At 51.7% G+C, this 14,354-nt stretch carries 16 protein-coding genes; 15 read left to right on the top strand and 1 reads right to left on the bottom strand.

All coding sequences use genetic code 11. The features are described 5' to 3' along the window. Nucleotides 1-416 precede the first annotated feature (416 nt). From N7387_RS05275 to N7387_RS05215, 13 genes are all read left to right on the top strand, one after another. Nucleotides 417-719 (top strand): urease subunit gamma, encoded by a 303-nt coding sequence (locus N7387_RS05275; RefSeq protein ID WP_025153862.1) that lies wholly within the window; start codon nucleotides 417-419, stop codon nucleotides 717-719. 29 nt (nucleotides 720-748) lie between these two features. Next, entirely contained in the window at nucleotides 749-1,171 is a 423-nt protein-coding gene (locus tag N7387_RS05270; protein WP_080948011.1) for an urease subunit beta, read from the top strand. Between the two features lie 67 nt (nucleotides 1,172-1,238). Continuing rightward, complete coding sequence (locus N7387_RS05265) at nucleotides 1,239-2,957, top strand: urease subunit alpha (RefSeq protein ID WP_004237084.1); 1,719 nt, start codon at nucleotides 1,239-1,241, stop codon at nucleotides 2,955-2,957. 87 nt (nucleotides 2,958-3,044) lie between these two features. Continuing rightward, nucleotides 3,045-3,728 (top strand): urease accessory protein UreE, encoded by a 684-nt coding sequence (gene ureE, locus N7387_RS05260; protein WP_279797455.1) that lies wholly within the window; start codon nucleotides 3,045-3,047, stop codon nucleotides 3,726-3,728. A gap of 24 nt (nucleotides 3,729-3,752) precedes the next feature. Beyond that, nucleotides 3,753-4,439, top strand: a complete 687-nt coding sequence (locus N7387_RS05255) for an urease accessory protein UreF (protein ID WP_004237086.1) — start codon at nucleotides 3,753-3,755, stop codon at nucleotides 4,437-4,439. Nucleotides 4,440-4,472: 33 nt separating this feature from the next. Then, nucleotides 4,473-5,108 (top strand): urease accessory protein UreG, encoded by a 636-nt coding sequence (gene ureG, locus N7387_RS05250; RefSeq protein WP_004237089.1) that lies wholly within the window; start codon nucleotides 4,473-4,475, stop codon nucleotides 5,106-5,108. After that, complete coding sequence (locus N7387_RS05245) at nucleotides 5,105-6,070, top strand: urease accessory protein UreD (protein ID WP_025153858.1); 966 nt, start codon at nucleotides 5,105-5,107, stop codon at nucleotides 6,068-6,070. Before ureG ends, N7387_RS05245 begins: the two co-directional genes overlap by 4 nt. A gap of 93 nt (nucleotides 6,071-6,163) precedes the next feature. Next, nucleotides 6,164-7,156, top strand: a complete 993-nt coding sequence (gene yut, locus N7387_RS05240; RefSeq protein WP_025153857.1) for an urea transporter — start codon at nucleotides 6,164-6,166, stop codon at nucleotides 7,154-7,156. Between the two features lie 12 nt (nucleotides 7,157-7,168). Then, nucleotides 7,169-8,335 (top strand): NAD-binding protein, encoded by a 1,167-nt coding sequence (locus N7387_RS05235; protein ID WP_279797448.1) that lies wholly within the window; start codon nucleotides 7,169-7,171, stop codon nucleotides 8,333-8,335. Between the two features lie 12 nt (nucleotides 8,336-8,347). Further along, entirely contained in the window at nucleotides 8,348-9,430 is a 1,083-nt protein-coding gene (locus N7387_RS05230; RefSeq protein ID WP_262859024.1) for an FUSC family protein, read from the top strand. Nucleotides 9,431-9,470: 40 nt separating this feature from the next. Next, nucleotides 9,471-9,854: a fluoride efflux transporter CrcB gene (crcB, locus tag N7387_RS05225; protein ID WP_279797446.1), complete on the top strand. Its 384-nt coding sequence runs from the start codon at nucleotides 9,471-9,473 to the stop codon at nucleotides 9,852-9,854. 174 nt (nucleotides 9,855-10,028) lie between these two features. After that, complete coding sequence (locus N7387_RS05220; RefSeq protein WP_279797444.1) at nucleotides 10,029-10,466, top strand: hypothetical protein; 438 nt, start codon at nucleotides 10,029-10,031, stop codon at nucleotides 10,464-10,466. Nucleotides 10,467-10,470: 4 nt separating this feature from the next. Beyond that, nucleotides 10,471-11,043 (top strand): hypothetical protein, encoded by a 573-nt coding sequence (locus tag N7387_RS05215; RefSeq protein ID WP_279797443.1) that lies wholly within the window; start codon nucleotides 10,471-10,473, stop codon nucleotides 11,041-11,043. A 149-nt stretch (nucleotides 11,044-11,192) separates the two neighbouring features. On the opposite strand, the gene N7387_RS05210 is transcribed toward N7387_RS05215, so the two are convergent. Beyond that, on the bottom strand, nucleotides 11,193-11,861 hold the full coding sequence (locus N7387_RS05210; RefSeq protein ID WP_262859020.1) for a YtjB family periplasmic protein: 669 nt from the start codon (nucleotides 11,859-11,861) through the stop codon (nucleotides 11,193-11,195). 101 nt (nucleotides 11,862-11,962) lie between these two features. Between N7387_RS05210 and serB the strand changes: the two genes are divergently transcribed. Together serB and radA are read left to right on the top strand one after the other, a co-directional pair. Next, a complete protein-coding gene (serB, locus tag N7387_RS05205; protein WP_004242106.1) occupies nucleotides 11,963-12,940 on the top strand; it encodes a phosphoserine phosphatase in 978 nt (325 codons plus the stop codon). A gap of 25 nt (nucleotides 12,941-12,965) precedes the next feature. Beyond that, nucleotides 12,966-14,354, top strand: coding sequence for a DNA repair protein RadA (gene radA, locus N7387_RS05200; protein WP_015422438.1), 1,389 nt, complete (start codon nucleotides 12,966-12,968; stop codon nucleotides 14,352-14,354).

The raw sequence follows: 14,354 nt of genomic DNA, 5'->3' as shown, positions 1-14,354 counted from the left end.
CGGATGAATACAGGTGATAATCTGCTTTATTTTGTCCGTATCTGAGTATTTTTTATTTATTAGCTGAAAATCTGCAGGGTTATTTATTTTATATTTAAACACAGTGGCAGATATTTACGCATTTATATGGCGGTAACGGAAGTACCGCATAGTCTGACAGGGATCTGAACCTCGTTTTCTTATCAGGAGAACAGCGGTGCATGATTTATTTTTTTATAGCTGATTAACAGCCTGCATTTTTCACACGTTAGTATTTCCGGGTGTGCGCCTGCGCATGTCCGGCGGTCAGTGGCGGATTGTGTCTGCATTCAGCGGATGTGTCACTGAAATAAAAACTGAAATCACGGTGACCCGGAAACCGAAAATTCCCGGATTGCTGTCTGATGACTCTGGTTTCATTCAATTGTGGAGGCGTTATGCAATTAACCCCGAGAGAAGTTGAAAAGCTGATGATATACACCCTGGCGGATGTCGCGCAGCGACGCCGTGACAGAGGGGTAAAACTGAACTACCCGGAAGCGGTCGCGATTATCACGGTAACAGCACTGGAAGGCGCCCGTGACGGCAAAACAGTGGAAGATGTGATGAAAGAAGCCGCTACTGTGCTGACCAAAGCCGATGTGATGGAAGGGGTGGATGATTTAATCCCGAATGTGCAGGTTGAGGCGATTTTCACAGACGGCAGCCGTCTGGTGACGGTTCATAACCCAATCAAATAAACGTACAGCAAAAAGGTGAGGTTCTGATTATGAGCAATACAAAACAACCCACGCCGTTAGGCGGAGTCATTTTTGCGGATACCCCGATTGAATTTAATACCGGTAAGCCGGAAACCAAAATTAAAGTCCGTAATACCGGGGATCGCCCGATCCAGATCGGTTCGCATTTTCACTTTTTTGAAGTGAACCATGCCTTGGAATTTGATCGTGAAGCGGCTTACGGCAAACGCCTGAATATTTCATCCACGACTGCCATCCGTTTTGAGCCGGGCGATGAAACTGAAGTTTCTCTTATTCCTTACGGCGGCAAACAGACAGTGTACGGGTTTAACAACCTAGTGGACGGCTGGGCCGGTAATAATGTGGCCATCAGCGAACGTCCGGCAAAAGCGATTGCCCTGAACGAGGCAATTGCCCGCGGTTTCAGCCATAAAGCAGAAGCGAAGAAGTAATTCTCCGTCCTGACACGATTTTCCGGCAGTGATGCACAGGCATCCTGAACGAAATAAGGAACACGTTATGCCACAGATTTCCAGACAAGAATATTGCGGCCTGTTCGGGCCGACCACCGGAGACAAAATCCGTCTTGGTGATACTGATCTCTATATCGAAATTGAAAAAGACTTACGCGGTTACGGTGAAGAATCTGTTTACGGCGGCGGGAAATCCCTCCGTGACGGGATGGGTGCGAACAACACACTGACCAGCGACAACGGCGTGCTCGACCTGGTGATCACCAACGTTACGATTCTGGATGCCAAATTAGGCGTCATCAAAGCGGACGTGGGTGTGAAGGACGGTAAAATTGTTGGTATCGGTAAGAGCGGTAACCCGAATCTCCAGGACGGTATCACCCCGGGAATGGTTGCCGGGGTATCGACTGATGCTATCTCCGGTGAGCATCTGATCCTGACAGCGGCGGGTATTGATACCCACATTCACCTGATTTCACCACAGCAGGCTTATGCGGCGCTGTCCAACGGTGTCACCACCTTCTTCGGCGGTGGTATCGGGCCGACAGACGGTACTAACGGGACAACCGTTACCGCCGGTCCGTGGAACATCCGCGCGATGCTGCGTTCACTGGAAGGTTTACCGGTTAACGTCGGTATGCTCGGTAAAGGTAACTCTTTTGCCCGCGATCCGCTGGTTGAACAGATCATTGCCGGTGTTGCCGGTCTGAAAGTCCACGAAGACTGGGGTGCAACCTCCAACGCCATCCGTCATGCCCTGCGTGTGGCAGATGATTATGATATCCAGGTTGCGGTACACACTGACAGTCTGAACGAAGGCGGGTATGTGGAAGATACCATCGAAGCCTTTGAAGGCCGTACTATCCATACTTACCACACCGAAGGTGCGGGCGGTGGTCATGCGCCGGACATCATCAAAGTGGTCAGCCAGCCGAACGTGCTGCCGAGCTCCACCAACCCGACACTGCCGTACGGTATCAACAGCCAGGCAGAACTGTTCGACATGATCATGGTATGTCACAACCTGAACCCGAATGTGCCGGCTGACGTCTCCTTCGCGGAAAGCCGTGTGCGTCCGGAAACCATTGCGGCAGAAAACGTGCTGCATGATATGGGGGCTATCTCCATGTTCTCCAGTGACTCCCAGGCAATGGGCCGTGTCGGTGAGAACTGGCTGCGTGTGATCCAGACCGCTAACGCCATGAAAGCGGCGCGCGGCAAACTGCCGGAAGATGCGGCGGGTAACGATAACTTCCGTGTTCTGCGTTACGTGGCAAAAATCACCATTAACCCGGCGATTGCCCAGGGTATCAGCCATGTTCTCGGCTCAGTCGAAGTCGGCAAAATGGCGGACCTGGTCCTGTGGGATCCGCGTTTCTTCGGCGCGAAACCAAAACTGGTTATCAAAGGCGGCATGATCAACTGGGCAGCGATGGGTGACCCTAACGCTTCCCTGCCGACACCGCAGCCGGTCTTCTATCGTCCGATGTTTGGTGCGATGGGTAAAACCCTGCAGGATACCTGTGTGACCTTCGTTTCCCAGGCAGCACTGGAAGATGGTGTGAAAGAGAAAGCCGGTCTGGAGCGCGAAGTTGTCGCGGTGCAGGGCATGCGCACCACCACCAAACGCGACCTGGTCCGTAACGGCGAAACCCCGGATATTGAAGTGGATCCGGAAACCTTCGCGGTGAAAGTTAACGGGGAACACGCGACCTGCCAGCCAATCTCGGTAGCGGCAATGAACCAGCGTTATTTCTTTGGTTAACAGAATCCGGGGCTGAGAGGTCCCGGGTTAACTGACTTCCCCGGCGGGTGTTGTTCAGCCCGCCGGGCATAACAAAAAGGTAATTCCATGATCCTCATTGAGCACATTCTCGGCAACGTCAGAAAAGATCAGGCGTGGGCTGATAAAGCGAACGACATGACGGTGGATATGCTGATCCTCGATCAGCGTGAAGCCCAGAAAAGCCGCTGCCGTAAACACACCCAAAACGGGCTGGATATCGGGATCGCGCTGGATCGCAACGTGCTGTTGTCTGACGGAGATGTGATCCATACCGATGACGCCGCCAATACCATGGTTGTTGTCCAGATCGATCTGCGTGATGTCATGGTTGTTGATCTTAAACGTCTTCAGGGCAGCACGCCGGAAGAGCAGATCCGCATCAGTTTTGAACTGGGCCATGCGCTCGGTAACCAGCACTGGAAAGCCGTTATCAAAGAAAACAAGGTGTATGTCCCGCTGACCGTCAGTGAAAAAGTGATGGAATCGGTGATGCGCACTCACGGTTTCGGCAATGATACGTTTGCTTTCGTCAAAGGCGAAACCATTCTGCCGATCCTGACCAACTCAGAATCCCGTCTGCTGTTCGGCGGCGCGGAAGAGACAGATACTCACGTGCATGTGGCACATAACCACGGGCACTCACATGCACACGGCCACGATCACGGGCACAGCCATGATCATGACCACAGTCACGACCACGGTCACAATCATGATCACCACCACGATCACGACCATGATCACAAACACTGACAGACCGGAACGGGAGAACGTGTGATGAAAGCGGCTGATCTTATCCGGATCATGCAGTTTGGTGATTCGGCACTTCCCGTCGGCGCCTTTACTTTCTCAAACGGTGTGGAATCGGCGATTCAGACGGGCGTGGTACATGATGCCGAAACCCTGAAAGGCTTTGTCCGCACCGCACTGAAGCAGGCGGCGAGCGGTGACGGTATTGCCGTTGTCGCGGCACACCGCGCAGTACTTGCCGGTGACAATGATGCCATTCTGCGGGTCGACCGGGCGGTGAATAACCGTAAACTGAATGAAGAAGCCCGCCTGATGGCGACACGGATGGGGAAAAAACTGGCGGAAATTTCCGTTCATATTTTTGACGATCCGCTCGTGGCCTGGTGGCTGGCACAAATCAAAAGCGGGGACACCCCGGGCACCCAGCCTGTCACTCAGGCTATTGTGATGGCGGTACAGGGTATCGGCGAGCGTGAAGTCGTGGTTATGCATCAGTACGGGATCGCAATGACGATCCTCAGCGCTGCCATGCGCCTGATGCGGATTACGCACTTTGAAACACAGCATATTTTATTTGAACTGAACAACGACATTGAAACCTTCTGCGATATCGCAGCCTGCGGCGACATTGAACAGATGTCTTCCTATGTGCCGGTGATCGACGTCCTTGCGGCAGTTCATACCAAATCTTTTGTCCGCCTGTTTATGAACTGACCGGCGGCTGACTTATTTTCCGGGAGTATACTGATGAAAAAAATGACACGGATCGGCATCGGCGGCCCTGTTGGCTCAGGCAAAACGGCGATTATCGAAGTGATCACTCCGATCCTGATTGAGCGCGGGATCAAGCCGTTAATCATCACCAATGACATCGTGACCACCGAAGATGCAAAACAGGTCAAACGTACCCTGAAAGGGATCCTCGACGAAGAGAAAATCCTCGGTGTTGAAACCGGTGCCTGCCCGCACACTGCTGTGCGCGAAGACCCGAGCATGAACATTGCTGCTGTGGAAGATATGGAAGAACGCTTCCCGGACAGTGATGTCATCATGATCGAAAGCGGCGGCGATAACCTGACGCTGACTTTCAGCCCGGCGCTTGCTGACTTCTACATCTACGTCATCGATGTGGCGGAAGGGGAAAAAATTCCGCGTAAAAACGGTCCGGGCCTGGTGCAGGCGGATATCCTGGTGATCAACAAAATCGACCTCGCCCCGTATGTCGGTGCCAGCCTGGAAGTTATGGAAAGTGACACCAAAGTGGTGCGCGGTAACCGTCCGTATGTCATGACCAACTGCAAAACCGGCGAAGGCGTGGTGGAGCTGGTGGATATGATCATGGATAAATTCCTGTTCACCCACCAGGCGGGAGCAAAAGCATGACACAACTGAGGGCTGAGATCGCGGGGACGCCGACACGTCTCCGGGCTCATCTCTTAGGGGAAAAGGCGCCGGAAATGGCGCCTTACCAGGATGAGCCAAAACAGATGCAAAGTGGTGCCATCGGGAAAAGCGGCTATCTGAAACTGCGGTTTGCCAAACGGGAATACCGCAGTGAAATGGTGGAAATGGAGCGCCGTGTGCCCTCTCTGGTGCAGCGCGCGCTGTACTGGGATGAAATGATGCCGCAAATGCCGTGTGTCACGATGATTTCCACCTCCGGCTGCCTGTTACAGGGCGACCGCCAGGCGCTGGATCTGATTGTGGAAGAAGGGGCGTGCGCCCATGTCACCACACAGTCCGCCACCAAAATCCACATGATGGAGGCGAATTACGCCACGCAGTACCAGAATGTGGTGGTGGAAGCAGGCGGTTATCTGGAGTTTATGCCGGATCCGATTATCCCGCACCGTAATGCCCGTTTTTTAACGGACACACAGATAACGATTGATCCGACGGCCACGATGATCTATTCCGAGATCCTGATGTCGGGACGGAAATATCACCATCCGGATGAACAGTTTGGTTTTGATATTTTTTCATCAAAGATCAGGGCGGAAGATAATGAGGGGAAAGAATTATTTGTTGAAAAATACATTCTGGAACCGAAAAAAGAAGCCCTGAATGTGGTCGGCGTGATGGGGGGATTTGATGTCTTCGGTAATGTGATTTTACTGACACCGAAAGAGCATCATGCCCGTATCCTCGAGCGCCTGGAAGCCCGTTATGACACGGATGAAGAGGTTGCATTCGGGGCAACGCAGTTGCCGAACGAATGTGGTCTGGTCTTCAAAGTGCTGGGAATCGACAGCCCGAAAACCAAAGAAGCTGTCCGTTATTTCTGGCAAATCGCCCGGGAAGAGATCCTCGGCATCACATTGCAAAAACCGTTCCTGTGGCGCTGATGCGCTGCAGGATAACACCGGTGGTTACTCAGGGGACTGGTTATTATCAGCATAATCAGTCCCTTTATCCGGTTTACCTTCAGGGGAAAGACGATGGCAACTTCAACAGTCAGTCAGAACGGCTGGAATAAACTGGCCGGATCCAATCCTGTCATACACTTTATTGATATCACACTGCGCGGCTGTGCACAGGTGATGTTTCAGAACAACCCGCTGACCGGGCTGTTCTTTTTCGCCGCTATTTTTATTGGTGCATACAGTGAAGGCATTCCGGCAGTCGGCTGGGGCTGTCTGCTCGGTACCGTGGTATCCACGCTGACCGCGTATGTCAGCAAAATGGATGTCACCTCACTGCGTGCCGGGCTGTACGGTTATAACGGCTGTCTGGTCGGTGTGGCGCTGCCGACCTTTCTGAATAACACACCGTTTATGTGGGCGGCCATTGTGCTCGGCAGTATCGTGGCGGTGATCGCCACCATTTCACTGACCGATTTCCTGAAAAACTGGAAAGTGGCGGCGCTGACCGCGCCTTTCGTGCTGGTGACCTGGACTATCCTGCTGGCCAGCTACAGTTTCTTCGGTATCAAGGGCGTCAGCCTGCCGGGACCGGCACTGCCGGATCAGTATGTGGCTCCGATCGCCGGGATCCCGTATTCCGATCTGATCCCGGATATTTTCCGTGGAGTGTCAGAGGTCTTCCTGCTGAGCAGTATCACGGTAGGCATTCTGTTTGTGATCGGCCTGGCGGTCAGCTCGGTGTGGGCAGCGGTCTTTGCGGTGCTCGGCTCACTGCTGGCTTTTGGGGTGGCATCTTTCCTGAAAGCGGATTTCGGCAGTGTGCATACCGGGTTGTATTCCTTCAGCGCCGTGTTAACCGCGATCGCGCTGGGCTCCACATTTAACAAACCGAGCTTCAAAGTGCTGGTGTATACCGTTGTGGGTGTGATTTTCACGGTGTTTGTCCAGGGCGCGCTGGATGTGGTGGTATCGCCGTTCGGCATTCCGACACTGACCATGCCGTTCGTTCTGGCTTCCTGGCTGTTCCTGGTACCGAATCAGGACATCATGCCGGAACACCGTCAGTAAAAGGGGAGAAATATGCAGACTAATCTGCTGAAAACCGGGTTACATGAATTACTGAGTCTGCGGGTGATCCTGTCGGTACTGCTGTTTATTGACGGGGTGATGATCCTGTCGCCGGTGCTGTTTTCCTATACCGGGGATATTGCCTGGCAGGACGGCGGCTTCACTGCGTGGTTACAGTCGCTCGGGTTTATCAAACTGCTGGATATTCCCCGCTTTATGCTGGGGTTACTGCTGGCACTGCTGGCGCTGCTGATGCTGACCGGCGCACGTATCGCCTGGCTGTTCTCCCTGTTTATCCTGCTCACGATGGTGCTGATGGATCTGGGGCTGGCCCGGGAATACTCGCTGCAGGGGCTGTTCTCGCTGGCGCTGCTGATTGCGGCCGGCTGTCTGTGGCGGCAGTTCCCGCATCACAGCCTGACCAGTGCCGGGGTGGTGGCGGTCAGCAGTATTATCCTGCTGGTGGTGTATTCCGTCTTCGGCACCCTGTATCTCGGTAATGAGTTCCAGCCGCATGTTACCGATATCTCGGCGGCGTTCTATTTTGCCCTGGTCTGTATGACCACCGTCGGCTTCGGGGACATCATTCCGATCAGTGTGGAAGCACGGATGTTTACCCTGACGGTGGTGGTGTTCGGTATCACGATTTTCACCACATCCATTGTGTACATTGTGGGTGTCGTCCTGCGCGGCACACGCGAGATTGTCAAAAAGAGGTTGTTACACATGAAAGAGCATTATGTTGTTATCGGCGCGAATCCGCTGGCGGTCAGTATTTATAAGGGACTGAAAAAACGCGGTTTGCAGGTGGTGGTGATCTGTTCTGATGAGGACAAAGCACACTTCCCTGACGGCACCGTGACCGTTGCCGGTGACAGTGCGAATGCCGTAACCCTGAATGAAGCCAATGTGAAAGATGCCCGCTGTGTGATGGCTATCAGTGATAATGACGCGGATAACACCTTTGCACTGCTGGCGGTGAAACAGCTGGCCGGTGAAGGGGTGAAAACCGTAACTGTGGTGAATCAGGAAGAGAACCGCGACAAAATGCGCCTGCTGCATGCGGATATGACCTTCTCTCTGTCACAGCTCGGCAGTGAAGTGCTGATGAAAATGCTGTGCGGCGAGAACATCAATAATAGCGTCATGGCTGACATCTTATTAGCCAAAGCGTCATAAGCAGGGCCGGTTGTGAAGCATAAAGAAAAAAAAATAAATCTGAGCCACGGGATCACCCGGGCTCAGTCATTCTTTTATTCCCGGTTTAAACAGCTGCACGGCATCCGCATTGCGCTGGCATTTACACTGACGTTTCTGGTGTTCCGGGAATTACACAGTGATAAGCTCGATTATATCATCATGACACTTATCTCTATCCTGATGCCGATGCCGTACTGGGGAAATGTGCTGATCCGCTCGATGCAGCGCACCCTCGGCACCGTTATCGGCTCGCTGATAGGGATGCTGCTGCTGTACACGGAAACCCACTCCTTCCCGCTGATGCTGGCGCTGGCGACGATTGCGATGTTTGTCTGCGGTCTGATCGCGCTGGGTAAAAACATGTATGTCGGGATGCTGATCGGGATGACCATCAGTATCGTTGCCACCGCACCGGTCGGGGATATGGACTCCGCGCTTATTCGTTCGGCGCAGACCGTGGGCGGCTCGATTCTGGCACTGGTGTTCTCGGCGATCCTGCCGCTGAAAGGGTTTGTGTTCTGGCGGATGAATATCAGCACCATTCTGCGTGATATTGCCAGATTATATGATGAGCACATCATGAAACTGAGCAGTACCGACCCGGAGCGGTGGGATAATCAGCTGAAAGACACGTTATCCACACTGCTGACCTGCAATACCTACATTGCACCGGCTGTCAAAGAAACCCATGTGCCGGCGGCTACTTTTACAGCCATTCACGGGCGCATCCGGCGGCTGGTGGCGATTCTGGAACTGCTGACCGATACCTTCAGTAAAAACTACTTCGCTCACGCGCTGAACACCGAAAATCCCTACATTGTGCAACTGCAGAAAAGTAACAGTGAGATCATGAAACTGCTCTCTGACATCTTTGTGCAGGGGAAAGACGATGACACCATGGATAAGCTTCAGGCACTGCGTGCCAGTACACATGAGCTGCATCAGAAGATCAATGCACAGCCGGAAAGTAATTCGGCGGATGCCATGATGGTCGGGATGAGTGTGGAGGTTATCAAACTGCTGGATGAAGTGTGCGGACTGGTTCAGATTGACATTTTAAAGAAATGCGCATAAACACAGAAACATTGAAACAAACATGACGTAAGGTTTTTCTATGTTAAATGTGATCCTCAGCATTTCCGCAGGATCAGTACTCGGCGGCCTCGGCCGCTGGGTGTTGAGTAATAAATTCAACCCGGTGCTGACAATGATGCCGCTGGGGACGTATCTCGCCAATATTATTGCCGGTTATATTATCGGGCTGGCAGTGGCGTTTTTCTCTTCTCACCCGACACTCCCGGCAGAATGGCGGCTGTTTATTGTCACCGGGTTCTGCGGCGCGTTATCGACATTCTCGACCTTTTCACTTGAGATTGTGCAGGCTTTCCAGGCCGGACGCATTCACCACGGTATGGCAGAGATCGCCCTGCATGTACTCAGCTCCCTGCTGATGACCTGGCTCGGCCTGCTGACCTGGCAGGTATTGCAGCAGCGGTAAAAAGGAATATTCAAAGATAGGTGTTGGCCGGGAGAGATTTTCCGGCCTTTAATCTCACCTCTGCTATTAACACGATCATTATTTTAGTTTAGGATAAATCACCCTGTTAATGATTTTAATTTATACTTATAATTTTATTATGGTCTATTTCTATGTCATTAATAAGAATTTTATATGGCTATTAAAAGATTTTATTTCTCGCAGCTCGCCGACTTAAGAATAGAAGGTGTTGGTATTCATGCCAGTTACGCAATCACACTAATAGTAAATGAAGAAGATAATAATAACGGAAAGAGAGTAAGAGTGTCAGCATTAGGTAAAAGTAATGCGGCGAAAGCAGCAGGTTCCGGTAAATTATTATTCTGGTGTGCAATAACAAATAACTTAAATCATAATAAGTATATTCTGGAAATGAAAAAAGGTGAATCATGGGCAATGGGTGTAGATGATATACCTATTGATAGTGTTGACTTTGATTTCATAAAATCAGCGATAACACCGGAACTAACAGTTGAATTTGGTTACATCTATGACGCAGGGTATACCGGTAGTATCGTTCCTTTCCCAAGAAGTTCAACAAAAACGATAAAGTTAAATAAATTTAAATGGTGACAATATGATTTTAATAAAATCAAAATGGATGATGCTGGTATTCTCATTATTTATATTATCAATGAACATAAATAAACCATTGGCAAATGAATATGATAATAATGGTGTAAAAGTTGCCTCTGATTTAATCATGAAGTTAACATTTGCAGATAGCATCGACAAAAAAAATGAGATTTTAAATGAAATAAAAAAAATAAAAGAAGAAAATAAAGCAGATATGAATGTGGCTAATATTTATATTAGTGGCCTGGTCGGTGAAAAACAATATGATCTCGCATTATCAGAAATAAATGAAATTAGTAATGATGATAAAGAAAGTCGGTTTTTTTTGTTAAAGTGCATGTTAATGGACAGGCTGGAAAAAAAAGAAGTGGCTGACTGTTATACATCATATATAGAAATAAAAAACAAAAAGAAAGAAAAAGATATTGATTATATAATGGCTCTGTATTTATCGGGGAGTCCGAAGTATCAAATGGAAAAAGAAGAGTATATAAAAAACAGTAAGTTTGCAGATGATCTTCAACTATTGGATACAAAAAGCAAAAAAGACGTTTTATCTGAACTATTCCCGTAAAGATCCGTACTGGCGGGATTGTCGTGGTTTAATTATTCCGGACGATATTTTATTTTTCGGATTTCGCAGACTCAGTGAGTACGCCGGATACCAGCGTACTCACTGAACAATCATATCTTCCCCGACCCTCACGCCCGCTTTTGGGGAGATTATTCCCCTTTTTCTTTCTCTTCCGTTTTCTTCCCCGGCTTCTCATCTTCATTTTTCAGATTGGCAGTCAGCAGATACAGGGATTGCTGCCAGCGGCTCGGGGTCAGCTGCAGCAGATTATTAGCCAGTACAAAACCGATGCCGAGAGCGAGAAGTAACATCACCCGCAGCAGATTGGTGGTGTTATCCACCTGAGTGGATTCCGTGGCCAGCCGGTGAGTATCGATGGTCAGGCGCAGAAAGCCTTTCGGGCCTTTTTTCCCGGGAATGGCGGCGACAATCTGATGATTAAAATAACTGCCGGCTTTTTGCCCGTCCAGCGCCAGCCGGTCGCGGACCGTAATACTCTCGCCGTTACCGGCTATCTGCACCCCGTCATCCTGATATACTGTGGCATCGAGAATGCGGCTGTTGGTGGTCAGCTGCGCTAAATTTGCCGTAATTTGTTTCTTATTGAGCACTTTCCCGTTATCGTCTATAGCATCGGAAAGGTTAAACGCCACCTGTTGTGCCAGCGAATAGGCCAGTTCATTAAACTGATCCATTGACGACTGCTGGTGGACGCGGCTGAAATAAGAGACACCCTGTAACAGACACACCATCAGGGCGAGACAAATCAGAATAATGGCTGTTTTATGCAGCCGGAATGTTAACTTCGTTTTGGCCATTGTTTATCCGTTTTTCCGTTGTCGTCACCATATTGCCAGAAGCGGAAATTTTTATCTGCTACCATCATGAATATTATCAGGGATTATAGGAGTATCTGTTGATGTCGACGAGTCTGACCTACTGTTATTTGCCGAATGAAATCCATAAGTGGCCGGGCCTTCCTCTTTCCCTGAGTGGTGATGAAGTGATGCCGCTGGACTACCGGGCGGGTGACAGCGGCTGGCTGCTGTACGGGCGCGGACTGGATAAGGCGCGGATCAGCGATTTCCAGCACCGGCTGGGTGCGGCTATTGTGGTGGTTTCGTCATGGCGGATCGATGACTATCAGGTGGTGCGGATCGCAGGCAGCCTGACCGGCCGCATCAAACGGGTGGCGGATGAGTTTCAGATGGATGTGGTGCCGCTGGGGAACATTCCGAAATTGCGCTCTCCCGGATTATTGATGATGGATATGGATTCCACCGCAATCCAAATCGAATGTATCGATGAAATCGCCCGGCTGGCGGGTGTCGGTGATGAAGTTGCGGAAGTGACAGAAAGAGCGATGCAGGGCGAGCTGGATTTCAGCGAAAGCCTGAAAGCGCGTGTCGGCCTGCTGGCCGGGGCGGATGCCGCCATTTTACAGCAGGTGCTGGATACGCTGCCGCTGATGCCGGGGCTGACCAGCCTGGTGCGCAAACTCCAGGCGATGGACTGGCATGTCGCGATTGCCTCCGGCGGATTTACTTTCTACGCCAATCATTTAAAAGATTCTCTGCGTCTGATCGCCGTCTATGCCAATCAGCTGGAAATTAAAGACGGCAAACTGACCGGCAAAGTCAAAGGTCCGGTGGTGGATGCCAAATACAAAGCGCAGGCGCTGGTGAAACTGGCGGAATTTCTCAATATTCCTTTAGAGCAGACCGTGGCGATCGGTGATGGTGCTAATGACCTGAAAATGCTGAAAAAAGCCGGTCTCGGCATTGCCTTCCATGCCAAACCGAAAGTCTATGCACGGGCAAAAGTGGCTATCCGCCACGCCGATCTGATGGGAGTAATGTGTACCCTCAGCGGTGGTCTGAAACACGAAGAACGTTAATTTATCAGTTATTACGGGGTCACGAGTGGCAAAACCAGCAAAACGCGCCTTTGTCTGTAACGAGTGCGGGGCGGATTACCCCCGCTGGCAGGGGCAGTGTACCGCGTGTCAGGCGTGGAATACCATCACGGAAGTCCGGCTGGCTTCAGTCTCATCCTCTGCGGCACGCAATGATCGCCTCAGCGGTTATGCAGGGCAGAGCGGCGTCAGTAAAGTGCAGAAGCTGTCGGAAATCAGTCTTGAGGAACTGCCGCGTTTCTCCACCGGTTTCAAAGAATTTGACCGTGTGCTGGGCGGCGGTGTGGTACCGGGCAGCGCCATTCTGATCGGCGGTAACCCGGGCGCCGGGAAAAGTACCCTGCTGTTACAGACCATGTGCCAGCTTGCCGCACAGATGAAAACCCTGTATGTCACGGGGGAGGAATCCTTGCAGCAGGTAGCGATGCGGGCCCACCGCCTCGGGTTGCCGATGGATAACCTCAATATGCTGTCGGAAACAGCGATTGAGCAGATTTGCCTGATCGCAGAGCAGGAACAGCCGAAGCTGATGGTGATTGACTCCATCCAGGTGATGCACATGGCGGATATTCAGTCTTCGCCGGGCAGTGTGGCACAGGTGCGCGAAACCGCCGCCTATCTGACCCGCTTTGCCAAAACCCGGGGTGTGGCGATCATTATGGTCGGCCACGTCACCAAAGACGGCTCTCTGGCAGGGCCGAAAGTACTCGAACACTGTATTGACTGTTCGGTCATGCTCGACGGCGAGGCCGATTCCCGTTTCCGCACACTGCGCAGCCATAAAAACCGCTTTGGTGCGGTGAATGAGCTGGGCGTGTTTGCCATGACGGAGCAGGGGCTGCGCGAGGTGAGCAACCCGTCCGCCATTTTCCTGAGCCGCGGGGATGAAATCACGTCCGGCAGTTCGGTGATGGTGGTCTGGGAAGGCACACGTCCGCTGCTGGTGGAAATCCAGGCGCTGGTGGATCATTCGATGATGTCGAACCCGCGCCGAGTGGCGGTCGGGCTGGAGCAAAACCGGCTGGCGATCCTGCTGGCGGTACTGCATCGTCACGGCGGATTGCAGATGTCGGATCAGGATGTGTTCGTCAACGTGGTCGGCGGGGTGAAAGTGACCGAAACCAGTGCGGATCTGGCGCTGCTGCTCTCGCTGGTGTCCAGTTTTCGTGACCGGCCGATCCCGCGTGATGTGGTGATCTTCGGCGAAGTCGGGCTGGCGGGGGAGATCCGTCCGGTGCCGAGCGGTCAGGAGCGGATCTCGGAAGCAGCCAAACACGGCTTTAAGCGGGCGATTGTGCCGAATGCCAACCGCCCGAAAAATCCGCCGCCGGGTATGCAGGTGTTCGGGGTGAAAAAACTGTCAGATGCCCTGTCTGTACTGGATGAACTGGAATAA

This window comes from Morganella sp. GD04133 (genome assembly GCF_029835375.1).
Classification (GTDB): domain Bacteria; phylum Pseudomonadota; class Gammaproteobacteria; order Enterobacterales; family Enterobacteriaceae; genus Morganella; species Morganella morganii_B.
This window is presented reverse-complemented; position numbering and strand designations above follow the sequence as displayed.